Annotated in this window: 18 protein-coding genes and 2 tRNA genes; 10 read left to right on the top strand and 10 right to left on the bottom strand. The window is 58.0% G+C overall.

Annotated features, from left to right (window positions below):
• Positions 1-25: 25 nt before the first annotated feature.
• A complete protein-coding gene (locus D8779_RS13840) occupies positions 26-799 on the top strand; it encodes a spermidine synthase (protein WP_136665054.1) in 774 nt (257 codons plus the stop codon).
• A 22-nt stretch (positions 800-821) separates the two neighbouring features.
• Here D8779_RS13840 and D8779_RS13835 read toward each other — a convergent pair whose 3' ends face one another.
• Entirely contained in the window at positions 822-1,613 is a 792-nt protein-coding gene (locus D8779_RS13835; protein WP_136665053.1) for a crotonase/enoyl-CoA hydratase family protein, read from the bottom strand.
• Positions 1,614-1,977: 364 nt separating this feature from the next.
• On the opposite strand from D8779_RS13835, the gene D8779_RS13830 reads away from it, so the two are divergent.
• Positions 1,978-3,654, top strand: coding sequence for a DEAD/DEAH box helicase (locus D8779_RS13830; RefSeq protein ID WP_136665052.1), 1,677 nt, complete (start codon positions 1,978-1,980; stop codon positions 3,652-3,654).
• Between the two features lie 71 nt (positions 3,655-3,725).
• On the opposite strand, the gene D8779_RS13825 is transcribed toward D8779_RS13830, so the two are convergent.
• On the bottom strand, positions 3,726-4,496 hold the full coding sequence (locus D8779_RS13825; RefSeq protein ID WP_205895820.1) for a DODA-type extradiol aromatic ring-opening family dioxygenase: 771 nt from the start codon (positions 4,494-4,496) through the stop codon (positions 3,726-3,728).
• Between the two features lie 171 nt (positions 4,497-4,667).
• Between D8779_RS13825 and D8779_RS13820 the strand changes: the two genes are divergently transcribed.
• Positions 4,668-5,324 carry a thiopurine S-methyltransferase gene (locus D8779_RS13820; RefSeq protein WP_136665050.1) on the top strand — a complete coding sequence of 219 codons (657 nt, stop codon included), beginning with the start codon at positions 4,668-4,670 and terminating at the stop codon, positions 5,322-5,324.
• A 74-nt stretch (positions 5,325-5,398) separates the two neighbouring features.
• Here the strand turns inward: D8779_RS13820 and D8779_RS13815 are convergent, their stop codons facing one another.
• The 5 genes from D8779_RS13815 to D8779_RS13795 all read right to left on the bottom strand — a co-directional run bounded on the left by D8779_RS13815 (position 5,399) and on the right by D8779_RS13795 (position 9,417).
• Positions 5,399-5,785, bottom strand: a complete 387-nt coding sequence (locus D8779_RS13815; protein ID WP_136665049.1) for a transcriptional regulator — start codon at positions 5,783-5,785, stop codon at positions 5,399-5,401.
• 195 nt (positions 5,786-5,980) lie between these two features.
• Positions 5,981-6,853: a protease HtpX gene (htpX, locus tag D8779_RS13810; RefSeq protein WP_136665048.1), complete on the bottom strand. Its 873-nt coding sequence runs from the start codon at positions 6,851-6,853 to the stop codon at positions 5,981-5,983.
• A 144-nt stretch (positions 6,854-6,997) separates the two neighbouring features.
• A complete protein-coding gene (locus D8779_RS13805; protein WP_136665047.1) occupies positions 6,998-7,450 on the bottom strand; it encodes a hypothetical protein in 453 nt (150 codons plus the stop codon).
• Positions 7,450-8,193 (bottom strand): SDR family NAD(P)-dependent oxidoreductase, encoded by a 744-nt coding sequence (locus D8779_RS13800; RefSeq protein ID WP_136665046.1) that lies wholly within the window; start codon positions 8,191-8,193, stop codon positions 7,450-7,452. Before D8779_RS13800 ends, D8779_RS13805 begins: the two co-directional genes overlap by 1 nt.
• A 12-nt stretch (positions 8,194-8,205) precedes the next feature.
• A complete protein-coding gene (locus tag D8779_RS13795) occupies positions 8,206-9,417 on the bottom strand; it encodes a pyridoxal phosphate-dependent aminotransferase (protein WP_136665045.1) in 1,212 nt (403 codons plus the stop codon).
• Positions 9,418-9,664: 247 nt separating this feature from the next.
• On the opposite strand from D8779_RS13795, the gene msrB reads away from it, so the two are divergent.
• The 3 genes from msrB to D8779_RS13780 all read left to right on the top strand — a co-directional run bounded on the left by msrB (position 9,665) and on the right by D8779_RS13780 (position 11,128).
• Positions 9,665-10,060, top strand: coding sequence for a peptide-methionine (R)-S-oxide reductase MsrB (gene msrB, locus D8779_RS13790; protein WP_136665044.1), 396 nt, complete (start codon positions 9,665-9,667; stop codon positions 10,058-10,060).
• Between the two features lie 112 nt (positions 10,061-10,172).
• Complete coding sequence (locus tag D8779_RS13785) at positions 10,173-10,658, top strand: glutathione peroxidase (RefSeq protein WP_136665043.1); 486 nt, start codon at positions 10,173-10,175, stop codon at positions 10,656-10,658.
• Positions 10,655-11,128 (top strand): MarR family winged helix-turn-helix transcriptional regulator, encoded by a 474-nt coding sequence (locus D8779_RS13780; RefSeq protein ID WP_136665042.1) that lies wholly within the window; start codon positions 10,655-10,657, stop codon positions 11,126-11,128. Before D8779_RS13785 ends, D8779_RS13780 begins: the two co-directional genes overlap by 4 nt.
• Here the strand turns inward: D8779_RS13780 and D8779_RS13775 are convergent.
• A complete protein-coding gene (locus tag D8779_RS13775; protein ID WP_136665041.1) occupies positions 11,104-13,416 on the bottom strand; it encodes a response regulator in 2,313 nt (770 codons plus the stop codon). The genes D8779_RS13780 and D8779_RS13775 overlap by 25 nt on opposite strands.
• A 99-nt stretch (positions 13,417-13,515) precedes the next feature.
• Here D8779_RS13775 and D8779_RS13770 point away from each other — a divergent pair, with 99 nt between their 5' ends.
• Together D8779_RS13770 and D8779_RS13765 are read left to right on the top strand one after the other, a co-directional pair.
• Positions 13,516-14,409, top strand: a complete 894-nt coding sequence (locus D8779_RS13770) for an ATP-binding protein (RefSeq protein ID WP_136665040.1) — start codon at positions 13,516-13,518, stop codon at positions 14,407-14,409.
• The gene (locus tag D8779_RS13765; protein ID WP_136665039.1) at positions 14,402-14,884 is read left to right on the top strand and encodes a GAF domain-containing protein; all 483 of its coding nucleotides are present in this window, start codon (positions 14,402-14,404) and stop codon (positions 14,882-14,884) included. The genes D8779_RS13770 and D8779_RS13765 overlap by 8 nt, the downstream gene beginning before the upstream one ends.
• Before the next feature lie 69 nt (positions 14,885-14,953).
• On the opposite strand, the gene D8779_RS13760 is transcribed toward D8779_RS13765, so the two are convergent.
• Complete coding sequence (locus tag D8779_RS13760; RefSeq protein ID WP_136665038.1) at positions 14,954-15,616, bottom strand: glutathione S-transferase family protein; 663 nt, start codon at positions 15,614-15,616, stop codon at positions 14,954-14,956.
• Positions 15,617-15,667: 51 nt separating this feature from the next.
• A complete protein-coding gene (locus tag D8779_RS13755; protein ID WP_136665037.1) occupies positions 15,668-16,438 on the bottom strand; it encodes a hypothetical protein in 771 nt (256 codons plus the stop codon).
• Between the two features lie 224 nt (positions 16,439-16,662).
• Between D8779_RS13755 and D8779_RS13750 the strand changes: the two genes are divergently transcribed.
• Both D8779_RS13750 and D8779_RS13745 read left to right on the top strand, forming a co-directional pair.
• Positions 16,663-16,738, top strand: a tRNA-Glu gene (locus tag D8779_RS13750).
• A 28-nt stretch (positions 16,739-16,766) separates the two neighbouring features.
• Positions 16,767-16,842, top strand: a tRNA-Gly gene (locus tag D8779_RS13745).
• Positions 16,843-16,884: the final 42 nt, after the last annotated feature.

The following is a 16,884-nucleotide window of genomic DNA, read 5'->3' as shown; positions in this document are numbered from 1 at the left end:
GAGATGTCACGGTGGAGAGTGGTGGATGCCAGGTTTACCCCCGGTCGGTCAGATGCCGGACCCGCTGTTGATCGCCGAAGTGCATGATGCCTTCGGGGTGATCCAGGTCGTCGAAATGGGTGCTTACCGCTTTCTCGAGTTCGGCGAGGCGATCGAGCAGAGCTGCGTCTATATGCCGGACCCCAGCTGGCTGGAGTACGACTACACCCGCGCCATGCTGCTTGGTGCCTTGTGCCATGAGCACCCGGAAAGCGCGTTGTTTCTCGGCCTTGGCGCAGGCAACCTGACCCAGGCCTGCCTGCGTTTTCTGCCGCTGGAAGATGTCGAAGTGATCGAGCTGCGCGCCGATGTGCCGCGCTTGGCCATGGAGCACATGGGCTTGGTCGATGACCCGCGCCTGACCATACGCATTGGCGATGCCTTGGAACTGCTGGAAAGCGCGGAAAAGACCGACCTGCTGTTTGTCGACCTGTATACCGACCACGGCCCTGCGACCGGGCATCTGGCTTGGCGCTTTCTGGAAAACTGCCAGAAGCAGCTCAATCCGGGCGGCTGGCTGATCATCAATCAGTGGGCTGGCAACGATGGCAAGCCGCTTGGCGCGCCGCTGCTGCGTGGTCTCTACCATCGGCATTACTGGGAATGCCCGGTGAAGGAGGGCAATGTGGTGTTGCTGGTGCCGGCGGATCTGGAGCAGGAAATCGACTTTGCCGAACTGCGTCGCCGTAATGAGCTGCTGGCGCCGCAGTTCGGTTATTCGCTGGAGTCGTTGATTAAGGCAGTGCGTCCGGCGACCTAATCAGGCCGCCGGATAACCAGGCTTAGCGCCCTTTAAAATCACCCGGACGGCGTTCCAGCATGGCTTTCACGCCCTCCTGGGCATCTTCGCTGGCCATCAGCTTGGTAACGGTGGGATGCAGGTTTGCAGCTGCAGCTGCCGGGCCTTCAACCACCGCCTGGCGTGCCGAGGCGAGGGTGGCCTGCACGCCCAGTGGCGCTTGTGCGGCAATGCGTTCGGCGAGCAACAGCGCCTTGGGCAGCAATTCCTCGCTGGCTACTACCTGCTGGATAAAGCCCAGGCGATAGGCTTCGTGAGCATCAAACTCATCGCCGGTGAGCAACCAGCGCATGGCATTGCCCCAGCCCGCGGTCTGATGCATGCGTAAGGTGGCGCCGCCGAAGGGGAAGATCCCGCGTTGTACTTCCATCTGGGCGAAGCGGGTATTGCTGGCGCACAGGTTGATGTCCGAGGCCAGCATCAGCTCGATACCGATGGTGTAGCAGTAACCTTGTGCGGCCACGATCACCGGCTTGCTCACCCGCGGCCCACCGAATACACCCCAGGGGTCACAACCGCCTTCGGGGATTTTCCAGCCGGCGGCAAACTGAGCGGCAACATTGGCCAGGTCCAGACCGGCGGTAAAGTGTTCACCGTGGGCAAATACCAGCGCGACCCGCGCCTCGCTGTCGCGCTCGAACTCACCGTAGGCCAGGCACATGTCGTCGAGCATGGGCATGTCGAAGGCGTTGCGTTTGCTCGCTCGGTCCAGGCCGATCAACATGATCTGGCCGCGTTTTTCACGGCTGACGCGGCCGCTGGTGCTTTGGGTCATGGCGGAGAGTCCTTGTGCGCAGGTTAGTGAACTGGGGCTGAAGCCGTTACAGCATGGCAGCTGCAGGCTATCAGAGGATGACCATTCAGCGTGCTATATGCTCTATTTCAGGAAAAACCAGTACATTTGGCCAGGTTTTCCGGTATAGTGCGCGCCGGTCAATTCTTGGCCACGTTCAGGTAGTACAACTCGCCCGAAGGTTAACTTTGGCAGTTAGTCCGTTTTGCGGACTATCCTTGACGATTCATTTAATACACGTTTTCGCAAATCCCCGCCGACATGGCTGCCAGGGTGACTCTCGGGTCTTACACGGCATGCGCAGCTTTGGAATATGGGTCTTTGCGGATGCACTAGAGGCAGACCCATGACCCAGGAAATCGGCGGCTTCGCCGCTCTCGATCTACACCCCAATGTTCTCGCTGCTGTAATTGCTACTGGCTATGAAGAGCCTTCGGCTATTCAGATTCAAGCGATTCCAGTAATCCTTGCTGGCCACGACATGATCGGCCAGGCGCAGACCGGTACCGGTAAAACCGCTGCCTTCGCCCTGCCAATCCTCAGCCGTATCGACCCGGCCAAGCGTCAGCCGCAAGCGCTGATCCTGGCGCCGACCCGTGAGCTGGCGCTGCAGGTTGCCACCGCGTTTGAAACCTACGCCAAGCAAATGCCAGGCGTAAATGTCATCGCCGTTTACGGCGGTGCGCCGATGGGCCCCCAGCTCAAAGCCATTCGCAATGGCGCGCAAATTGTTGTGGCCACTCCAGGTCGTCTGGTTGACCACCTGCGTCGTGACGAGAAAGTGCTGTCGACTATTCAGCACCTGGTCCTCGACGAAGCCGACGAAATGCTCAAGCTGGGCTTTATGGATGACCTCGAAGTCATCTTCAAGGCCATGCCGGAAAGCCGTCAGAGCGTGCTGTTCTCCGCCACGCTGCCGCATTCGATCCGCTCTATCGCAGAGAAACACCTGCGTGACCCTAAGCACGTCAAGATCGAAACCAAAACCCAGACCGTAACTGCTATTGAGCAGGTACACCTGATGGTTCACGCCGACCAGAAGCACGCTGCCGTACTGCGTCTGCTGGAAGTCGAAGAGTTCGACGCACTGATCGGTTTTGTACGCACCAAGCAAGCCACCCTGGATCTGGCCGCCGCGCTGGAAGCCAAGGGTTACAAGGCTGCCGCGCTGAACGGCGACATTGCCCAGAACCAGCGTGAGCGCGTAATCGAGTCGCTCAAAGATGGCCGTCTGGACATCGTGATTGCCACCGACGTTGCCGCTCGTGGCCTCGACGTGCCGCGTATCACACACGTGATGAACGTGGATATGCCGTACGACCCAGAGTCCTACGTACACCGTATTGGCCGTACTGGCCGTGCCGGTCGTACCGGTCGCGCCCTGCTGCTGGTAACGCCGCGTGAGCGCCGCATGCTGCAAGTGATCGAGCGTGTGACCGGTCAGAAAGTAGGCGAAGTTAAGCTGCCGGACGCCCAGCAAGTGCTGGACGCTCGCATTAAGAAACTGACCAACAGCCTGGCGCCGCTGGTTGCTGATGCTGAAGCCAGTCACGGTGAGTTGCTTGATCGCCTGACGGCTGACATCGGTTGCAGCCCACGTGCGTTGGCCGCAGCCCTGCTGCGCAAGGCCACCAATGGCCAAGCGCTGACCCTGGCTGAAGTTGAGCGTGATCAGCCTTTGGTACCTGGCAGCAGCGGTGCTCCGCGTGAGCGTAGCGAGCGCAGTGAACGTCCTGATCGTGAAGGTAGCCGTGAGCGTCGTGCTCCAGTGCCGTTGGCCGAAGGCCGTGCCCGTTGCCGTACCGCGCTGGGCGCGCGTGACGGTATCGCGGCGAAAAACCTGCTGGGTGCGATCCTCAATGAAGGCGGTCTGGTCCGCGAAGCCATCGGCCGCATTCAGGTGCGTGAGAGCTTCAGCCTGGTTGAGTTGCCCGAAGATGGTCTTGAGCGTCTGCTGACCAAGCTGAAAGACACCCGCGTCGGCGGTAAGCCACTGAAGCTGCGTCGTTATCGCGAGGATTGATCCTTCGCTGAATAAAAAAGCCCCGCCTAGTGCGGGGTTTTTTCATTTCCGTTGTTTGTTGGGCGTATGGCTTAAGTGAAACTGTAGATATCCATCCCCAGCGCACCGAGAGTAAAGCCGCTGTGTTCGACCTTGAGCTGGTGACCAGCGCCCTCGGCGAAGAACAGCGGTAGCAGGTGCTCTTCGCTGGGATGGTTGCGCACGGCGTGCGGTGCTTGGCGGCGATAGTCGTGCAGTGCGGCGTGATCGTGCTGAGCCAGTTTGTCGACGATCCAATCACGAAAATCCTGGGCCCAGGGCTCGATGCGATCTGGTGTCGCCTGCCAGTCCAGCTCGCCGAGGTTGTGGGTGATGCTGCCGGAGCCAATCAGCAGCACGCCTTGATCGCGCAAGCTGGCTAAGGCCTTGCCGACGCGTACCTGCAGTGCTGGCCCTTGCTGACTGGGTAGCGAGACCTGCACCACGGGTATATCGGCCTTGGGGTACATCAATGACAGTGGCACCCAAGCGCCGTGATCCAGCGGTCGCTTGGCATCAAGCTGTGCAGGCAAACTGGCCTGGGCGAGCAGGTGGATGATTTCGTTTGCCAGTTGTGGCTCGCCGGGCGCCGGGTACTGCACCTCGTACAGCTCAGCTGGGAAACCATGGAAGTCATGCCAGGTTTCCGGTTTGGCAGCGCCGCCGACTCGCAGTTCGCGGCTTTCCCAGTGCGCGGAAACCACCACAATGGCGCGTGGCTTGGGTAGCTGCTGCGCCAGGCGGCTGAGGGCGGGGCCGCTGGCGCCGGGTTGCAGGGCGAGCATGGGGGAACCATGGGAGATAAACAGGCTGGGCAATGACATGGCGGGCTCCTGATCAATGACCTGCATCTTCTATCAGTCATCTTGCGCATAAAAGCGCAATTACCCGAGTGTTTTGATCGTTTAGTTAGATGGATTCAAGGCGCGACGAAGCCTTTGACCTGCATGACTGCCTGCGGCAGGATCCTCAGCTTGATACCCACAGGAGGCGTTATGCACGCAGAATTTTGGCAGGCGCGTTGGTCGCGCAGTGAAATCGGCTTCCATCTGTCTGAGGTCAATCCTTATCTGCAGCGCTACTGGTCGGCACTGCAGTTGGCTCAGGGCACGCAAGTGCTGGTGCCCTTGTGCGGCAAGAGCCTGGATATGGCCTGGCTGGCAGATCAGGGCTATCAGGTGGTGGGCATTGAATTAGCGCAACGCGCCGTGGAAGACTTTTTTACTGAGCACAAGCTTGAGCCGCATATTAGCCAGGAGGGGGTATTTCAGGTCTACCAAGCCGGTGCAGTGACGATTTATTGCGGGGATTTGTTTGCGTTGGAGCCGCGGCATGTGGCGCAGTGTGGTGCGCTGTATGACCGAGCGGCCTTGATTGCTCTGCCGCCAGCCATGCGCGAACGTTATGCCGCGCACCTGGCTGAGTTGCTGCCCAGCTCTACCCAGGCATTGCTCGTCACCCTTGATTACGATCAAGCGCAAATGGAGGGGCCGCCTTTTGCCGTCAATGAAGGGGAGGTTCAGCGTTTGCTCGCCAAGCGTTGGCAAATAGAGCTGTTGAAGTGCTGTGATGTGCTGGGGGAGAACTGGAGGTTTTTGCAGCGCGGGCTTACCCGTTTGGATGAACGGGTGTATCGACTGAAGGGCCGCTAGGCCGATGAATTTACAGCGCTCGCTGAACCGTTTGATGAGCGGTCCAGCGAGTTGCATACGGCACTCAGCTTAGGTCATACAACTTCGGCGGCAATCTTATCGAATACCTCCGGCGTTAGTGCTGCCAAGCCATAACTGTCGAGCACTTCGCGAGGGTGCTGCTCGCCGGGGAAGCTGCTGTCGATCATGCTTAAAAGCTGCAGGCCGCGGTCGGTTAGAACAAAGTTCTCACCGTTGCCGCCTTGGCTTTCTGGTCGCGGGGCGATGAAGTCAGCCTTAAGCAATTGTGCTTCGTACTTGGTTGCCTCAGCCTTGAACGCATCAAGATCATCTACGTGATGCCCTGCATGCTCTGATTCTGCGGCTAATTCTTCGGCATAAACACGCGGTGCAAAGCGCTGCTCAGCGGTGTTTTGCACCTCATGCAGCAAGCGTTCGATAAGGTCCCAGTCGTATTTCATGTGAGTGTCTCCCGTTGTCTTTGACCCGGCGCATAACCGGGATTCGATCAATCCTTGGGTTTAACCTTCATAAAATCCGACTCGGGGAGGTGACTAAAGTTCGCTTGAGCCTTAGGGTTCGCGAAAGTGCAGGGTTGGGATGGTGCATTAAAAATGGCGACCCGAGGGTCGCCATTTTTATACCACTTGCCCAGACTAGCCGCGTTGACGCAGGGCTTCGATACGGGCTTCGAGCGGTGGGTGGGTCATCAGCAGGCCGGCCAAACCGTTTTTCAGGCCGCCGTTGATACCGAAGGCCATCATGCTATTAGGCATGTTTACCGGCACTTCCTGTTCGGCGCGCAGGCGCTGCAGGGCGGCGATCATGGCTCCCGTGCCCGCCAAGCGCGCACCGGCTTCGTCGGCCTTGAATTCGCGTTTGCGCGAGAACCACATGACGATAATGCTGGCCAGGATGCCCAGTACCAGCTCGGCGAAGATGGTGGCGACAAAGTAACCAATACCTGGGCCGTCTTCGTTTTTCAGGATTACCTTGTCGACGAAGTTGCCGAAGATACGCGCGAAGAACATTACGAAGGTGTTCACCACACCTTGAATCAGCGCCAGGGTGACCATGTCGCCATTGGCCACGTGGCCGATTTCGTGGGCCAGAACGGCTTTCACTTCATCGGGCGAGAAGCGCTCCAGCAGGCCTTGGCTGACCGCAACCAGGGCGTCGTTTTTGTTCCAGCCGGTGGCGAACGCGTTGGATTCGTAAGCGGGGAAGATGCCGACTTCCGGCATCTTGATCCCGGCTTCGCGGGACAGCTCTTCTACGGTCTGCAGCAGCCACTGTTCGTGACGGGTGCGCGGCTGGGTGATGATTTCGGTCTTGGTGCTCATCTTTGCCATCCATTTGGACAGCAACAGCGAAATCAGCGAACCGGCAAAACCAAACACGGCGCAGAAAACCAACAGGCTGCCGTAATTTTGGCCGGTGAAGCGGTCGACCCCGAGTAACTTCAAGGTGATGCTGGCGATGATCAACACCGCAATGTTGGTGGCCAGGAACAGCATAATGCGCATCATGGTGTATTGAGACTCCTCACGGGAACGATCTATAAGCTGTTGAAAACCCTATCTTGGCTGCTTCGCCCGGTTTTCAGCGGCTTGCTATTGGTTATGACGGCTATATAAGGGCGACCCCCCTGGCACTTCAACCGAGCGACTATTTCAAACTATGTCGCTTGCGCCGTTGAGGTTGCTTTCGAACAGCAGGCGGGTGAGGCGGGCGACGCGTTCGCCGTGGCGCTGGCCCAGCGCTTCGCGCAGCTGAAACGCCAGGGTGGCATGCACGCGGCGTACGCTGGGTGGCAGTGCATCGCCCTCACGCAGGGCGTGGGGTACGCCCCGGGTCAGGCGCAGAAAGCCTTTCTCGCTGAGTACCGCTTGATCCAAGGCGTCGTAGCCGATGGTGGTGTCGAAGCGGATGTAGCCTTCATCGGCCAGCCACAGCAGGGCGCCTAGACAGCTTTGATGGCGTGGCGTCGGCAGGCCGAACTCGTCGGGTTCTTCGCGGCCAATCAGGTCTTCGACATACAGCGCGGCTTTGCTGGGAAACGCTTGGTACAGGGTCAGCATGCCGGCGGCAGCATCCTTGTAGAAGTCGTCGATCTGCAGGTCCATCAGAATTTGCCAATCATAGAAGTTGGAAGGTACGGCAGCACACGGCCCAGCAGTGCCCAGGGCCAGCCAGGGACGTAGGCGCTGACATGGCGCTTGTCGATATGTTTGGCGATCAGTGACGCACCGCGTTCCACGTCGATCAGAAACGGACGGTTGGCCATGCTGCTGTTTAGCGGCGTATCGATAAAACCGGGCAGCAGCAAGGTGGTGTCGATATTCTTGCCCAGCAGCTCGGCGCGGGTGGCTTCCATATAGCTGATCAGCCCGGCCTTGCTCGCCGAGTATGCGGGGCTATGCGGCAGGCCGCGCTTACCGGCGACCGAGGCCACGGCAACCAGATGCCCATGGCCTTGTTGGCGAAACAGCGCGCAGGCGGCGTCGAGACAGGCAATTGCACCAATCAGGTTGGTTTCTACGGTGCGTCTGGCGCGCTCAAAATGCCCACCGCCGACTTTGCCGGTGAGGGCGATGCCGGCGTTGGCGATGATGCCATCCAAGCCGCCAAGGGCATTGGCAGCCAGGCCTACGGCATCCTGGCAGGCGGCGTAGTCGGTGACATCCAAAGGCAACACCATCACCTTGCAGGTGAACCGTGCCTGTAGCTCGGCGGCCAGCAGGTGCAGGTTGTCTTCACGGCGTGCGGCCAGGGCCAGGTCATAACCTTTGGCCGCCAACTCACGGGCCAAGGCGGTACCGATGCCTGAACTGGCTCCGGTCAGCAGGTAGCGTTTGCCTTGGCTCATGCGGCTCTCCCGTTACTGTTGATAGGTCTTGAGAAAGCTGCCGATGCGGCCGATGGCCATTTCCAGCTCATCCACGCGCGGCAGGGTGACGACGCGGAAGTGGTCCGGCCACGGCCAGTTAAACGCGGTGCCTTGCACGATCAACAGTTTTTCCGAGAGCAGCAGATCAAGAACGAATTTCTCATCGTTATGGATAGGGCAAATTTTCGGGTCAATCTTGGGAAAGGCATACAACGCGCCCATCGGTTTTACGCAGCTGACGCCGGGGATGTCATTGAGCAGCTCCCAGGTGCGGTTGCGCTGCTCCAGCAGGCGGCCTTGCGGCAATACCAGGTCATTGATGCTCTGGTAGCCACCCAATGCGGTCTGAATTGCGTGCTGGCTCGGTACGTTGGCGCACAGGCGCATGTTGGCGAGTATGTCGATGCCTTCGATATAGCTCTGTGCGCGGTGTTTAGGCCCGGAAATGGCCACCCAGCCGGAGCGAAAACCAGCGACGCGGTAAGATTTTGACAGGCCGTTGAAGGTCAGGCACAGCACGTCTGGTGCCAGTGAGGCGGTGCAGATATGCACGGCGTCGTCGTAGAGAATCTTGTCGTAGATCTCGTCGGAGAACAGCACCAAGTTGTGCTGGCGCGCCAGCTCGACGATATCAAGCAGCACTTCTTTGGAATACACCGCGCCGGTCGGGTTATTCGGGTTAATCAGCACCAAGGCCTTGGTGTTCGGGGTGATCTTAGCCTTCATGTCGGCAATGTCAGGGAACCAACCGGCCTGTTCATCGCACAGGTAATGCACCGGCTTACCACCGGCCAGGGCTACCGAAGCGGTCCACAGGGGGTAGTCAGGTGCCGGGATCAGCACTTCATCGCCGTTGTTGAGCAGCGCCTGCATCGCCATCACGATCAACTCGGATACGCCATTGCCGAGGTAGATATCCTCAATGCCAACGCCTTCTACCTGCTTCTGCTGGTAATACTGCATCACGGCCTTGCGTGCGCTGAACAAGCCTTTGGAGTCGCTGTAACCTTGAGCGGTAGGCAGGTTGCGGATCACGTCCTGCAGAATCTCCTCAGGCGCTTCGAAACCGAACGGCGCCGGGTTGCCAATGTTCAGCTTGAGGATGCGATGGCCTTCCTCCTCCAAGCGCTTGGCGTGCTTGAGCACTGGCCCACGGATGTCGTAGCAGACGTTAGCGAGCTTGTTCGATTTGCTGAACTGCATGTAAGTGATCCCGAATGGTGATACGCCGCTGAATTACCCTGCAAAAAAGACGCGATTTGATGCGCCTTGGCAGGTTGTAACGCCGGTGACAGACTGGGGTCGAATGATACGTGCCAGCCCGACCTTGGCAAAGGTACTGGTCGGGCTTTTTTATGGTGGGCCATCCATAGGCCGCCACCCCCCCGTGAACCGTCGCTGTGCGACGTTAACAGTCGCTCTGGCGATTTTTCTAATGAGGATTTTGCCCATGGATAAGCTGGAAAAACCCCTGGAATCCTGGCGTGAAGAGCTTTCCGAGGAGCAGTTTCATGTCTGCCGGTTGGGCGGCACAGAGCGCGCTTTTAGTGGCCAATACCATGACAGCAAAGTGCCGGGTATCTACCACTGCGCCTGCTGCCAGACCGAGTTGTTTGATTCGGCGGCCAAATTCGACTCCGGCAGTGGCTGGCCCAGCTACTTTCAACCGGTCAGCCAAGAGGCCATCGCCAGCGTGGATGACTTTAGCCATGGCATGCACCGTATCGAGGTTAAGTGTGCCCAGTGCGACGCGCACTTAGGCCATGTGTTTCCGGACGGTCCGGTGCCGACGGGGTTGCGCTACTGCATCAACTCGGCGTCGCTCAAGTTGGTGCCACGCACCTAAGGTTGTTACGCAGGCCTGCCATCAGCGGGCCTTATTTTTAAGTAATTAAATTGCACGCAATTAAATTGCTCGCTATCGTGCCTGTCACTTCAACTTACAGCGGGCGATAGACATGAGCAATGCACTCTTCGAGATTCCAGTGACCACCATCAAGGGCGAGCAGAAAACCCTGGCTGACTTTGGTGGCAAAGCCGTGCTGGTGGTCAATACCGCCAGCAAGTGCGGTTTCACCCCGCAGTACAAGGGGCTGGAGAGCGTCTGGCAGCAATACAAGGAGCAGGGTCTGGTGGTGTTGGGCTTCCCTTGTAACCAATTCGGCAAGCAAGAGCCGGGTAACGAGGGGGCGATTTCCGAGTTTTGCGAACTCAACTTCGGGGTGAGCTTCCCGCTGTTCAAAAAAGTCGATGTGAATGGCAGCGATGCACACCCGCTGTTCGTCAGTTTGAAGAAGAGTGCGCCGGGCTTGTTGGGTAGTCAGGGCATCAAGTGGAATTTCACCAAGTTTCTGCTCAGTGCCGACGGCCAGGTGATCAAGCGTTTCGCCCCAACCACCAAACCTGAAGACTTGACTGCCGAGATCGAAGCGCTGCTCAAATGACTCCAACCAACCTGGCAGAGGATGAGGGGCTGCAGCTGGATAACCAGCTGTGCTTCAAGCTGTATGCCGCTTCGCGGGCGGTGATCCGAGCCTATAAGCCAATGCTTGACCAGCTTGGCCTGACTTACCCGCAATACCTGGCGATGCTGGTGTTGTGGGAATGGCAGAGACAGCCGCCGGCGTTGCCGACGGTCAAGGCCTTGGGTGAGCGTCTGTTGTTGGACTCCGGCACCTTGACGCCGTTGCTCAAACGTCTTGAGCTGCAAGGTTTGTTGCAACGTAAACGGTCAGCCCATGATGAACGCGAGGTACACCTGGCGCTGACTGACACGGGTTTGGCGCTGCGTGAGCAGGTGTTGCCGCTGAAGGCTCAATTATTATGCGAGCGCGGCGTCGATTTGGATGCGGTTGCGGCATTGCGCGCTCAGGTCGGGTTGTTGCTTGATCAATTTACGGCACTCAGCCACTGATCGAGCAGGGCCGCCAGTTCATCTTTACGGAAGGGTTTTGCCAGATAGTCATCCATCCCGGCGGCGCGACAACGCTCGCGTTCATCAGACAGCGCGTTGGCCGTCAGTGCAATGATGGGTAACTCGTTGAGTTCGCTTCTCTGGCGGATTCGGCGCGTGGCTTCATAGCCATCCATGACGGGCATATTGCAGTCCATCAGAATCAGATCAACCGCCTGGGTCTCCAGCATAGTCAGGGCTTCTTGGCCATGGTTAGCCAGTAGCACTTCACAGCCCAGTTTGCCCAGCATGCCCTTGGCCACCAGTTGGTTGACTGGATTGTCTTCTACCAGCAACACGCGGGCCTGCCGATTACGTGCCGGTTCGCTGGGCTGCTCGGTGGCATGCGCCTCGCCTTGGCCGAGGGTGCGTCGTAAGGCTTGTAATAATGCTTGGCGTGACAGCGGCCTGGCCAGCTGTTCGACAGGCGCAAGAGTGTCCACCTGTTCGCTGCTAAGGAAGTCGCCATAGGCACTGACGAGCAGTATGGGCAGGTTAGAAAGCTGGCGCAGCTCATGGAGCCGCTGTGGGCAATCACTGATCAGCAGGTCGGCGTCAATGCCGGACAATGGGCTGTCGGCGTCGAGGTGATGGTAGCTCAAGCCCCAGCGCGGCAGCAGGTTTGCCAGTTGTGCGCTAAGCCCGGAGTCCGCTGGGCTTAGCCCGATAATGCGTCCGCGCAGTTGTGGCTGTAGGGGGGTACCGGTTTGGCTAGGCAGCGGCAGTTCAACGCAGAATGTGCTGCCAACACCTTCGCGGGTTTCCAGGCTGAGTTGACCGTGCATGGCCTCGCAGAGCCTGCGGGTAAGGGCTAGGCCCAAACCCGTGCCACCAAATTGGCGAGTAATACCGATGCCGGCTTGGGCGAACGGGTGGAAGATCCGTGTCTGAGCATCTTCGGCGATCCCGATGCCGGTATCGCGAACAGTGATTTTGACGCCTTCATGCTGGGCGCTGACGGTGATGTCGACGCGGCCGACGCGCGTAAATTTCAGTGCATTGGCAAGCAGGTTGCTGACAATTTGCCTGAACCGAGTCGGGTCTCCCAGAAGTTGGTGGGGCAATTGCGGATCTATCAGGCAAGTCAGTTCAACGTCAGAGGCAGCATTCTGCGAGAGCAGGCTGGCAGTGTCTTCGACCAAGCTGGCGAGATCGAAAGGGATTTTTTCCAGCTCAAGCTGGCCCGCTTCGAATTTCGACAGGTCGAGAATGTCATTGAGCAGTTCGACCAGCACTTTGCCCGAGTCATGGGCTATCGATAACTGCTGGCGTTGTTCGTTGTTCAACGGCCCGTCCAGTGACAGCGACAGCATCCCCAGCAAACCATTGAGAGGGGTGCGGATTTCGTGGCTCATGTTGGCGAGAAAGGCCGAGCGTGCCTGGGCCATGTCCAGCGCCGTGCGTTTGGCTTGCTCCAATTCGCGGTTGGAGTCGAGCAAGCGGCTGTTAGCTGCTTCTAATTGCTCGGTGCGCGCCGAGACCATGTCCTCCAATTCGGCGAGGTAGCGGGTCAAGCGGTCTTCAGCGTGCTGTCGCTGTTCGATTTCGCTGGCGATGCTGGCTAATTGGCGATTGGTTACATCGACCAAAACGCCGATCTCATCGCGTTCATGATTGGGTGGGTAGGGCAGTTTGGCGTGGCTGGGGCTGCGCAGATCTCGCTCGCTTAGCGCGCGAATAAAGCCCGTCAGCGGCTTGGTCAGCATGAAATAGAACAGCACCAGCAGGATTAGTGACAGCAGCAGACTACGGGCAAACCCAGTGAGCAGGGTGAGTAGCGAACGGCGCAGAAAGTGGCTGCCAAACGCAAAAGTATCCACCTCCAGGCTGAGCAGGCCGAGGGCTTCATTGGGCGAGTGGCTGACGAATAGAGCGGTTTCGAAGTGTCGGCGCTGGCCGAATATAAAATCGCTCAGTACCCGGTAACGGCTTTGCATCGCCGGCCGGCTGACGCTAGCGAGGGTGAGCTGATTGTTGTCGATGATTTGCGCGCTGATCACGGCAGGCGAACGGAGTAGGCCCAGTACCAGTTCTTGCGCCAATTCTGCGTCGATGTTGTAAGCGATACGCGCAGCCGGGTTGTGGCTAATTTCCATCAGCGCTCGAATCTCGCGGTTGATGGAGGCATCTTCGCTGGCATAATCGATGCCCACTTGAATCAAGCTGAGTGCCGTGCCGAGGATAAAGGCTACCAACACAGTCAAGCCGGCCTGTTTGAATGACAGGCGTTGGGTTAGCGCTATATCCATATGGGCTAGTTGTTCTCGTGTTGGCTCGCCTGCCAAGCATAGCCCATCTGTTTTGTTGGGCGGCAGTGTCTAAATGATGTGAAAACCCTGGAGTGTGTTGTGGATTCGCGTTTAAGTGATTTTTTGTTGCGTGCCGAGGGTGTGCTGGCGCGGCTGGAGCCTTTATTGCCTGTGCCGCGCCCGGTTATCGACTGGCAGCATCATCTTGCTGCGCGCTGGCAGCGTGAGGGCCGCAGCGGCTTTCTGGCTCCGCTCAAGGTCAGTCTGGATGTAAGTCTGGATGATTTGATCGGAGTGGATCGCCAGCGTGCTCAGTTGGCGCGTAATACCCAGCAATTTATCCAAGGTCTGCCGGCCAACCATGCGTTGCTTTGGGGCGCGCGCGGTACTGGGAAATCGTCACTGGTGCGCGCATTGCTGGCTGAGCATGCAGCAGCCGGGCTGCGTTTGATTGAAGTCGAGCGTGATCATTTGGCCGATCTGCCGCGCATCGTTGAGTTGTTGAGCGAGCAGCCGCAGCGCTTTGTGCTGTTTTGCGATGACCTGTCATTCGACGCCGGTGAGGGCGATTACCGCATGCTGAAAACCGTGCTCGATGGTTCGATGGAGCGTGCGCCGGACAATGTGCTGTTATACGCCACCTCCAATCGGCGTCATTTGTTGTCAGAAAAGCAGAGCGACAATGAAAATTGGCAACGGGTAGACGGCGAATTGCACCCCAATGAGGCAGTTGAAGACAAGATCGCGTTGTCTGATCGTTTTGGCTTGTGGCTATCGTTTTACCCGTTTACTCAGGAACACTTTCTTGAGGTGGTAAAGCACTGGGTGGCTGTGCACGCTGCGCAAGCTGGCCTAGTGTGGGCGTGGCATGACGAGTTGGAAAAAGCGGCGATACGCTGGGCCTTGGGCCGCGGGAATCGCAATGGCCGCTGCGCCTACCAGTTCGCTCGTGACTGGGTTGGCCTGCAATTATTGAGTAAAGCGGATGATTGATTTGCAGCAGAGCGGGCAAGGGCTCGATGGCTACCCGTTGCTAACGGCGCAGTTACAGGCATTGCTGAGCGATGAGCGCGATTTTATTGCCAATGCGGCGCAGTTTTCTGCGTTTCTGTTTCAACAACTCAGTGATCTGAACTGGGCTGGCTTCTACCTGGCACGGCGTGAAGAGCTGGTGCTTGGCCCTTTTCAGGGCAAGGTGGCATGCGTGCGCATTCCCTTCGGTCGTGGCGTCTGTGGTATGGCAGCGGCCACTGGGCAAACCCAGCGGGTTGAGGATGTGCATGCCTTTGCCGGGCATATCGCTTGCGACAGTGCTTCGAATAGCGAGCTGGTGGTGCCGTTGTTCAAGGAGGGACGCTTGATTGGCGTCCTGGACCTGGACAGTCCTTTACAGGCGCGTTTCAGTGCGGCGGATCAGGCTGGTGTAGAGCGTTTGGTCGAGGTGTTTGTGCAGCTGACAGACTGTTAAGTCGTCGGCAAAGCCCACTACAAAAAGCCCAGCAAACGCTGGGCTTTTTGTTGAGTGGCCGCCGCTCGCTTAGGCGTTAGCAGCCATCTTAGCGAGCATTTTCTGTTCGCCCGGCAGAACCGCTTGTACCGATGTGCGTGCCACCGTACGCGCATAGTGAGCACTCAGGTTAGGCCAGCGCTGCGCATTCAGTTGCTCATCGCCATGCTGCATATTGATCAGTTGGCAGGTGAGGGCCAGATCAGCCAGGGTCAAGCTATTGCCAACCAAGTACTCGGCCGTACCGAGGGTTTTCTCCAGATAATCGAAGTGCGCGGGCAGCTTTTCATGCAAGGCTTTCTGCACAGCGGCTTCGTCGCAGCTCTGGCCCATTCTTGGCTTGAGTGCGCGGTTACGGAACACCGTGAAGGTGCATAGCGGGGCCAACTCATAATCGGCATATTTTTCCAGCCAGCGCACCTGGGCCCGCTGTTCGGCGTTCTCCCCGAGCAGGCTGGGGAGCTCGGCGTGCTTATCATCGAGGTACTGACATATCACGCTGGAGTCGGCGAGGCGCAGGTCGCCGTCTTTGAGCGCTGGAATACGTCCCAGTGGATTGAGATCGCGGTACCACTCCGGCTGACCGAACGGCAGGATGATTTCCAGTTGGTAATCCAGCGCTTTTTCCGCGAGAAACAGACGAACTTTACGGACGAAAGGCGACAGGGGTGCGCCGTAGACAGTCAGGCTCATGCTTAGCACTCGTTGGCAGGGCGGTTGCGCGCAAGATGCGCGCAGGAGGGGTTAGTCGTAGATGTTCTTTTTCTTCCATTCGCTATCGCCACCCAATGACTCAAGGCCTGCATCCAGTTCGCTGGGTTGGTCGGGGGTAGGCTTGCCGCTTTCCAGCACCATGGCATTAGCGCGCGCGAGCTGCGCTTCGAATTTTTTCAGGGCGTTCTGGTGAGTGGCTGGGTCAGGTTGCTTACGCAGATACTGCACGCCGCGCTCGAACGCTAAACGCGCTTGGCCGGGCTGATTCTGTTGGAGCGCTTGCTGGCCTAAATTGCCAAAAAACTCGATATGCACTTGGGTCAGCATATTCCGTACTTCTTTTAGCCAATGCTTGGCTTCGTTGGCGGGAACGATGCCTTCTTTGGCGCAGCGAGTCAGCTGGCCATGCAGATTCTCCAATTGGAAGCGCACTTCCTTGGCTTTTGCTTCATTCAGGATGGGCTGCGGTGGGTTGTTGACTGGGATGGACTCGCCCTGAGCGATTAGCTTGCGCAATTCTTCAATGCGCGCTTTGAGGGCATTATTGCTTTTATCAAAAGGCAACATGCGCTGACTGAAGTGCAGTTGTAGGCCGCTTAGCAGAAGTTTTAGGGCGGGTGTCATCAATTGCCCGGGGAGGGCTTCGGCAAGATCAGTGCAGCGACGCAGACGATCATTGAGATCGGCTTTGATGCGCGCCTTCTCCAGTTTGTTGTTCTCGACCATATGATTGATATAGGCAATGGCGATCAATGCGACGATGCCAGAAGCAATCAATATGGTAATCACGAGTGGGGACATGGGTGGAGCCTCTCGATCACCGGTTTTTCGTCCGAGTGTAGTGCCTTAGCCGGGAGGCTGATAGAGCTGCCTCACATTCGGTGTTGAAGTCTTTGATTTATAAAATTTTTTACACAATGGTTGACGAGCCTATCAAGGCTCCATAGAATGCGCGCCACTTCGTAGCGCAATGCCTTAGGGCGGAACGTGTAGAAGCCGGATAGAAGTTTTAGCTTCCGGGCTGCGTCCCCTTCGTCTAGTGGCCTAGGACACCGCCCTTTCACGGCGGTAACAGGGGTTCGAGTCCCCTAGGGGACGCCACTTCTTTAAGAAGTGCGTTGGTTTTAAAGCGGGAATAGCTCAGTTGGTAGAGCACGACCTTGCCAAGGTCGGGGTCGCGAGTTCGAGTCTCGTTTCCCGCTCCAAATTAAGAAAGTCTGTTTCGACAGGTTTTCAACAAGTTCCAA

Source organism: Pseudomonas leptonychotis, from assembly GCF_004920405.1.
Taxonomy (GTDB): domain Bacteria; phylum Pseudomonadota; class Gammaproteobacteria; order Pseudomonadales; family Pseudomonadaceae; genus Aquipseudomonas; species Aquipseudomonas leptonychotis.
This window is presented reverse-complemented; position numbering and strand designations above follow the sequence as displayed.

Excerpts from the sequence above, each read along its gene's own strand:
- D8779_RS13755 (WP_136665037.1), bottom strand. The coding sequence starts at position 16,438 with ATGTCCCCACTCGTGATTACCATATTGATTGCTTCTGGCATCGTCGCA.
- D8779_RS13820 (WP_136665050.1), top strand. The coding sequence starts at position 4,668 with ATGCACGCAGAATTTTGGCAGGCGCGTTGGTCGCGCAGTGAAATCGGC.
- msrB (WP_136665044.1), top strand. The coding sequence starts at position 9,665 with ATGGATAAGCTGGAAAAACCCCTGGAATCCTGGCGTGAAGAGCTTTCC.
- D8779_RS13795 (WP_136665045.1), bottom strand. The coding sequence starts at position 9,417 with ATGCAGTTCAGCAAATCGAACAAGCTCGCTAACGTCTGCTACGACATC.
- D8779_RS13840 (WP_136665054.1), top strand. The coding sequence starts at position 26 with ATGCCAGGTTTACCCCCGGTCGGTCAGATGCCGGACCCGCTGTTGATC.
- D8779_RS13805 (WP_136665047.1), bottom strand. The coding sequence starts at position 7,450 with ATGGACCTGCAGATCGACGACTTCTACAAGGATGCTGCCGCCGGCATG.
- D8779_RS13825 (WP_205895820.1), bottom strand. The coding sequence starts at position 4,496 with ATGTCATTGCCCAGCCTGTTTATCTCCCATGGTTCCCCCATGCTCGCC.
- D8779_RS13800 (WP_136665046.1), bottom strand. The coding sequence starts at position 8,193 with ATGAGCCAAGGCAAACGCTACCTGCTGACCGGAGCCAGTTCAGGCATC.
- D8779_RS13775 (WP_136665041.1), bottom strand. The coding sequence starts at position 13,416 with ATGGATATAGCGCTAACCCAACGCCTGTCATTCAAACAGGCCGGCTTG.
- D8779_RS13830 (WP_136665052.1), top strand. The coding sequence starts at position 1,978 with ATGACCCAGGAAATCGGCGGCTTCGCCGCTCTCGATCTACACCCCAAT.
- D8779_RS13785 (WP_136665043.1), top strand. The coding sequence starts at position 10,173 with ATGAGCAATGCACTCTTCGAGATTCCAGTGACCACCATCAAGGGCGAG.
- D8779_RS13760 (WP_136665038.1), bottom strand. The coding sequence starts at position 15,616 with ATGAGCCTGACTGTCTACGGCGCACCCCTGTCGCCTTTCGTCCGTAAA.
- D8779_RS13835 (WP_136665053.1), bottom strand. The coding sequence starts at position 1,613 with ATGACCCAAAGCACCAGCGGCCGCGTCAGCCGTGAAAAACGCGGCCAG.
- D8779_RS13815 (WP_136665049.1), bottom strand. The coding sequence starts at position 5,785 with ATGAAATACGACTGGGACCTTATCGAACGCTTGCTGCATGAGGTGCAA.
- htpX (WP_136665048.1), bottom strand. The coding sequence starts at position 6,853 with ATGATGCGCATTATGCTGTTCCTGGCCACCAACATTGCGGTGTTGATC.
- D8779_RS13780 (WP_136665042.1), top strand. The coding sequence starts at position 10,655 with ATGACTCCAACCAACCTGGCAGAGGATGAGGGGCTGCAGCTGGATAAC.
- D8779_RS13765 (WP_136665039.1), top strand. The coding sequence starts at position 14,402 with ATGATTGATTTGCAGCAGAGCGGGCAAGGGCTCGATGGCTACCCGTTG.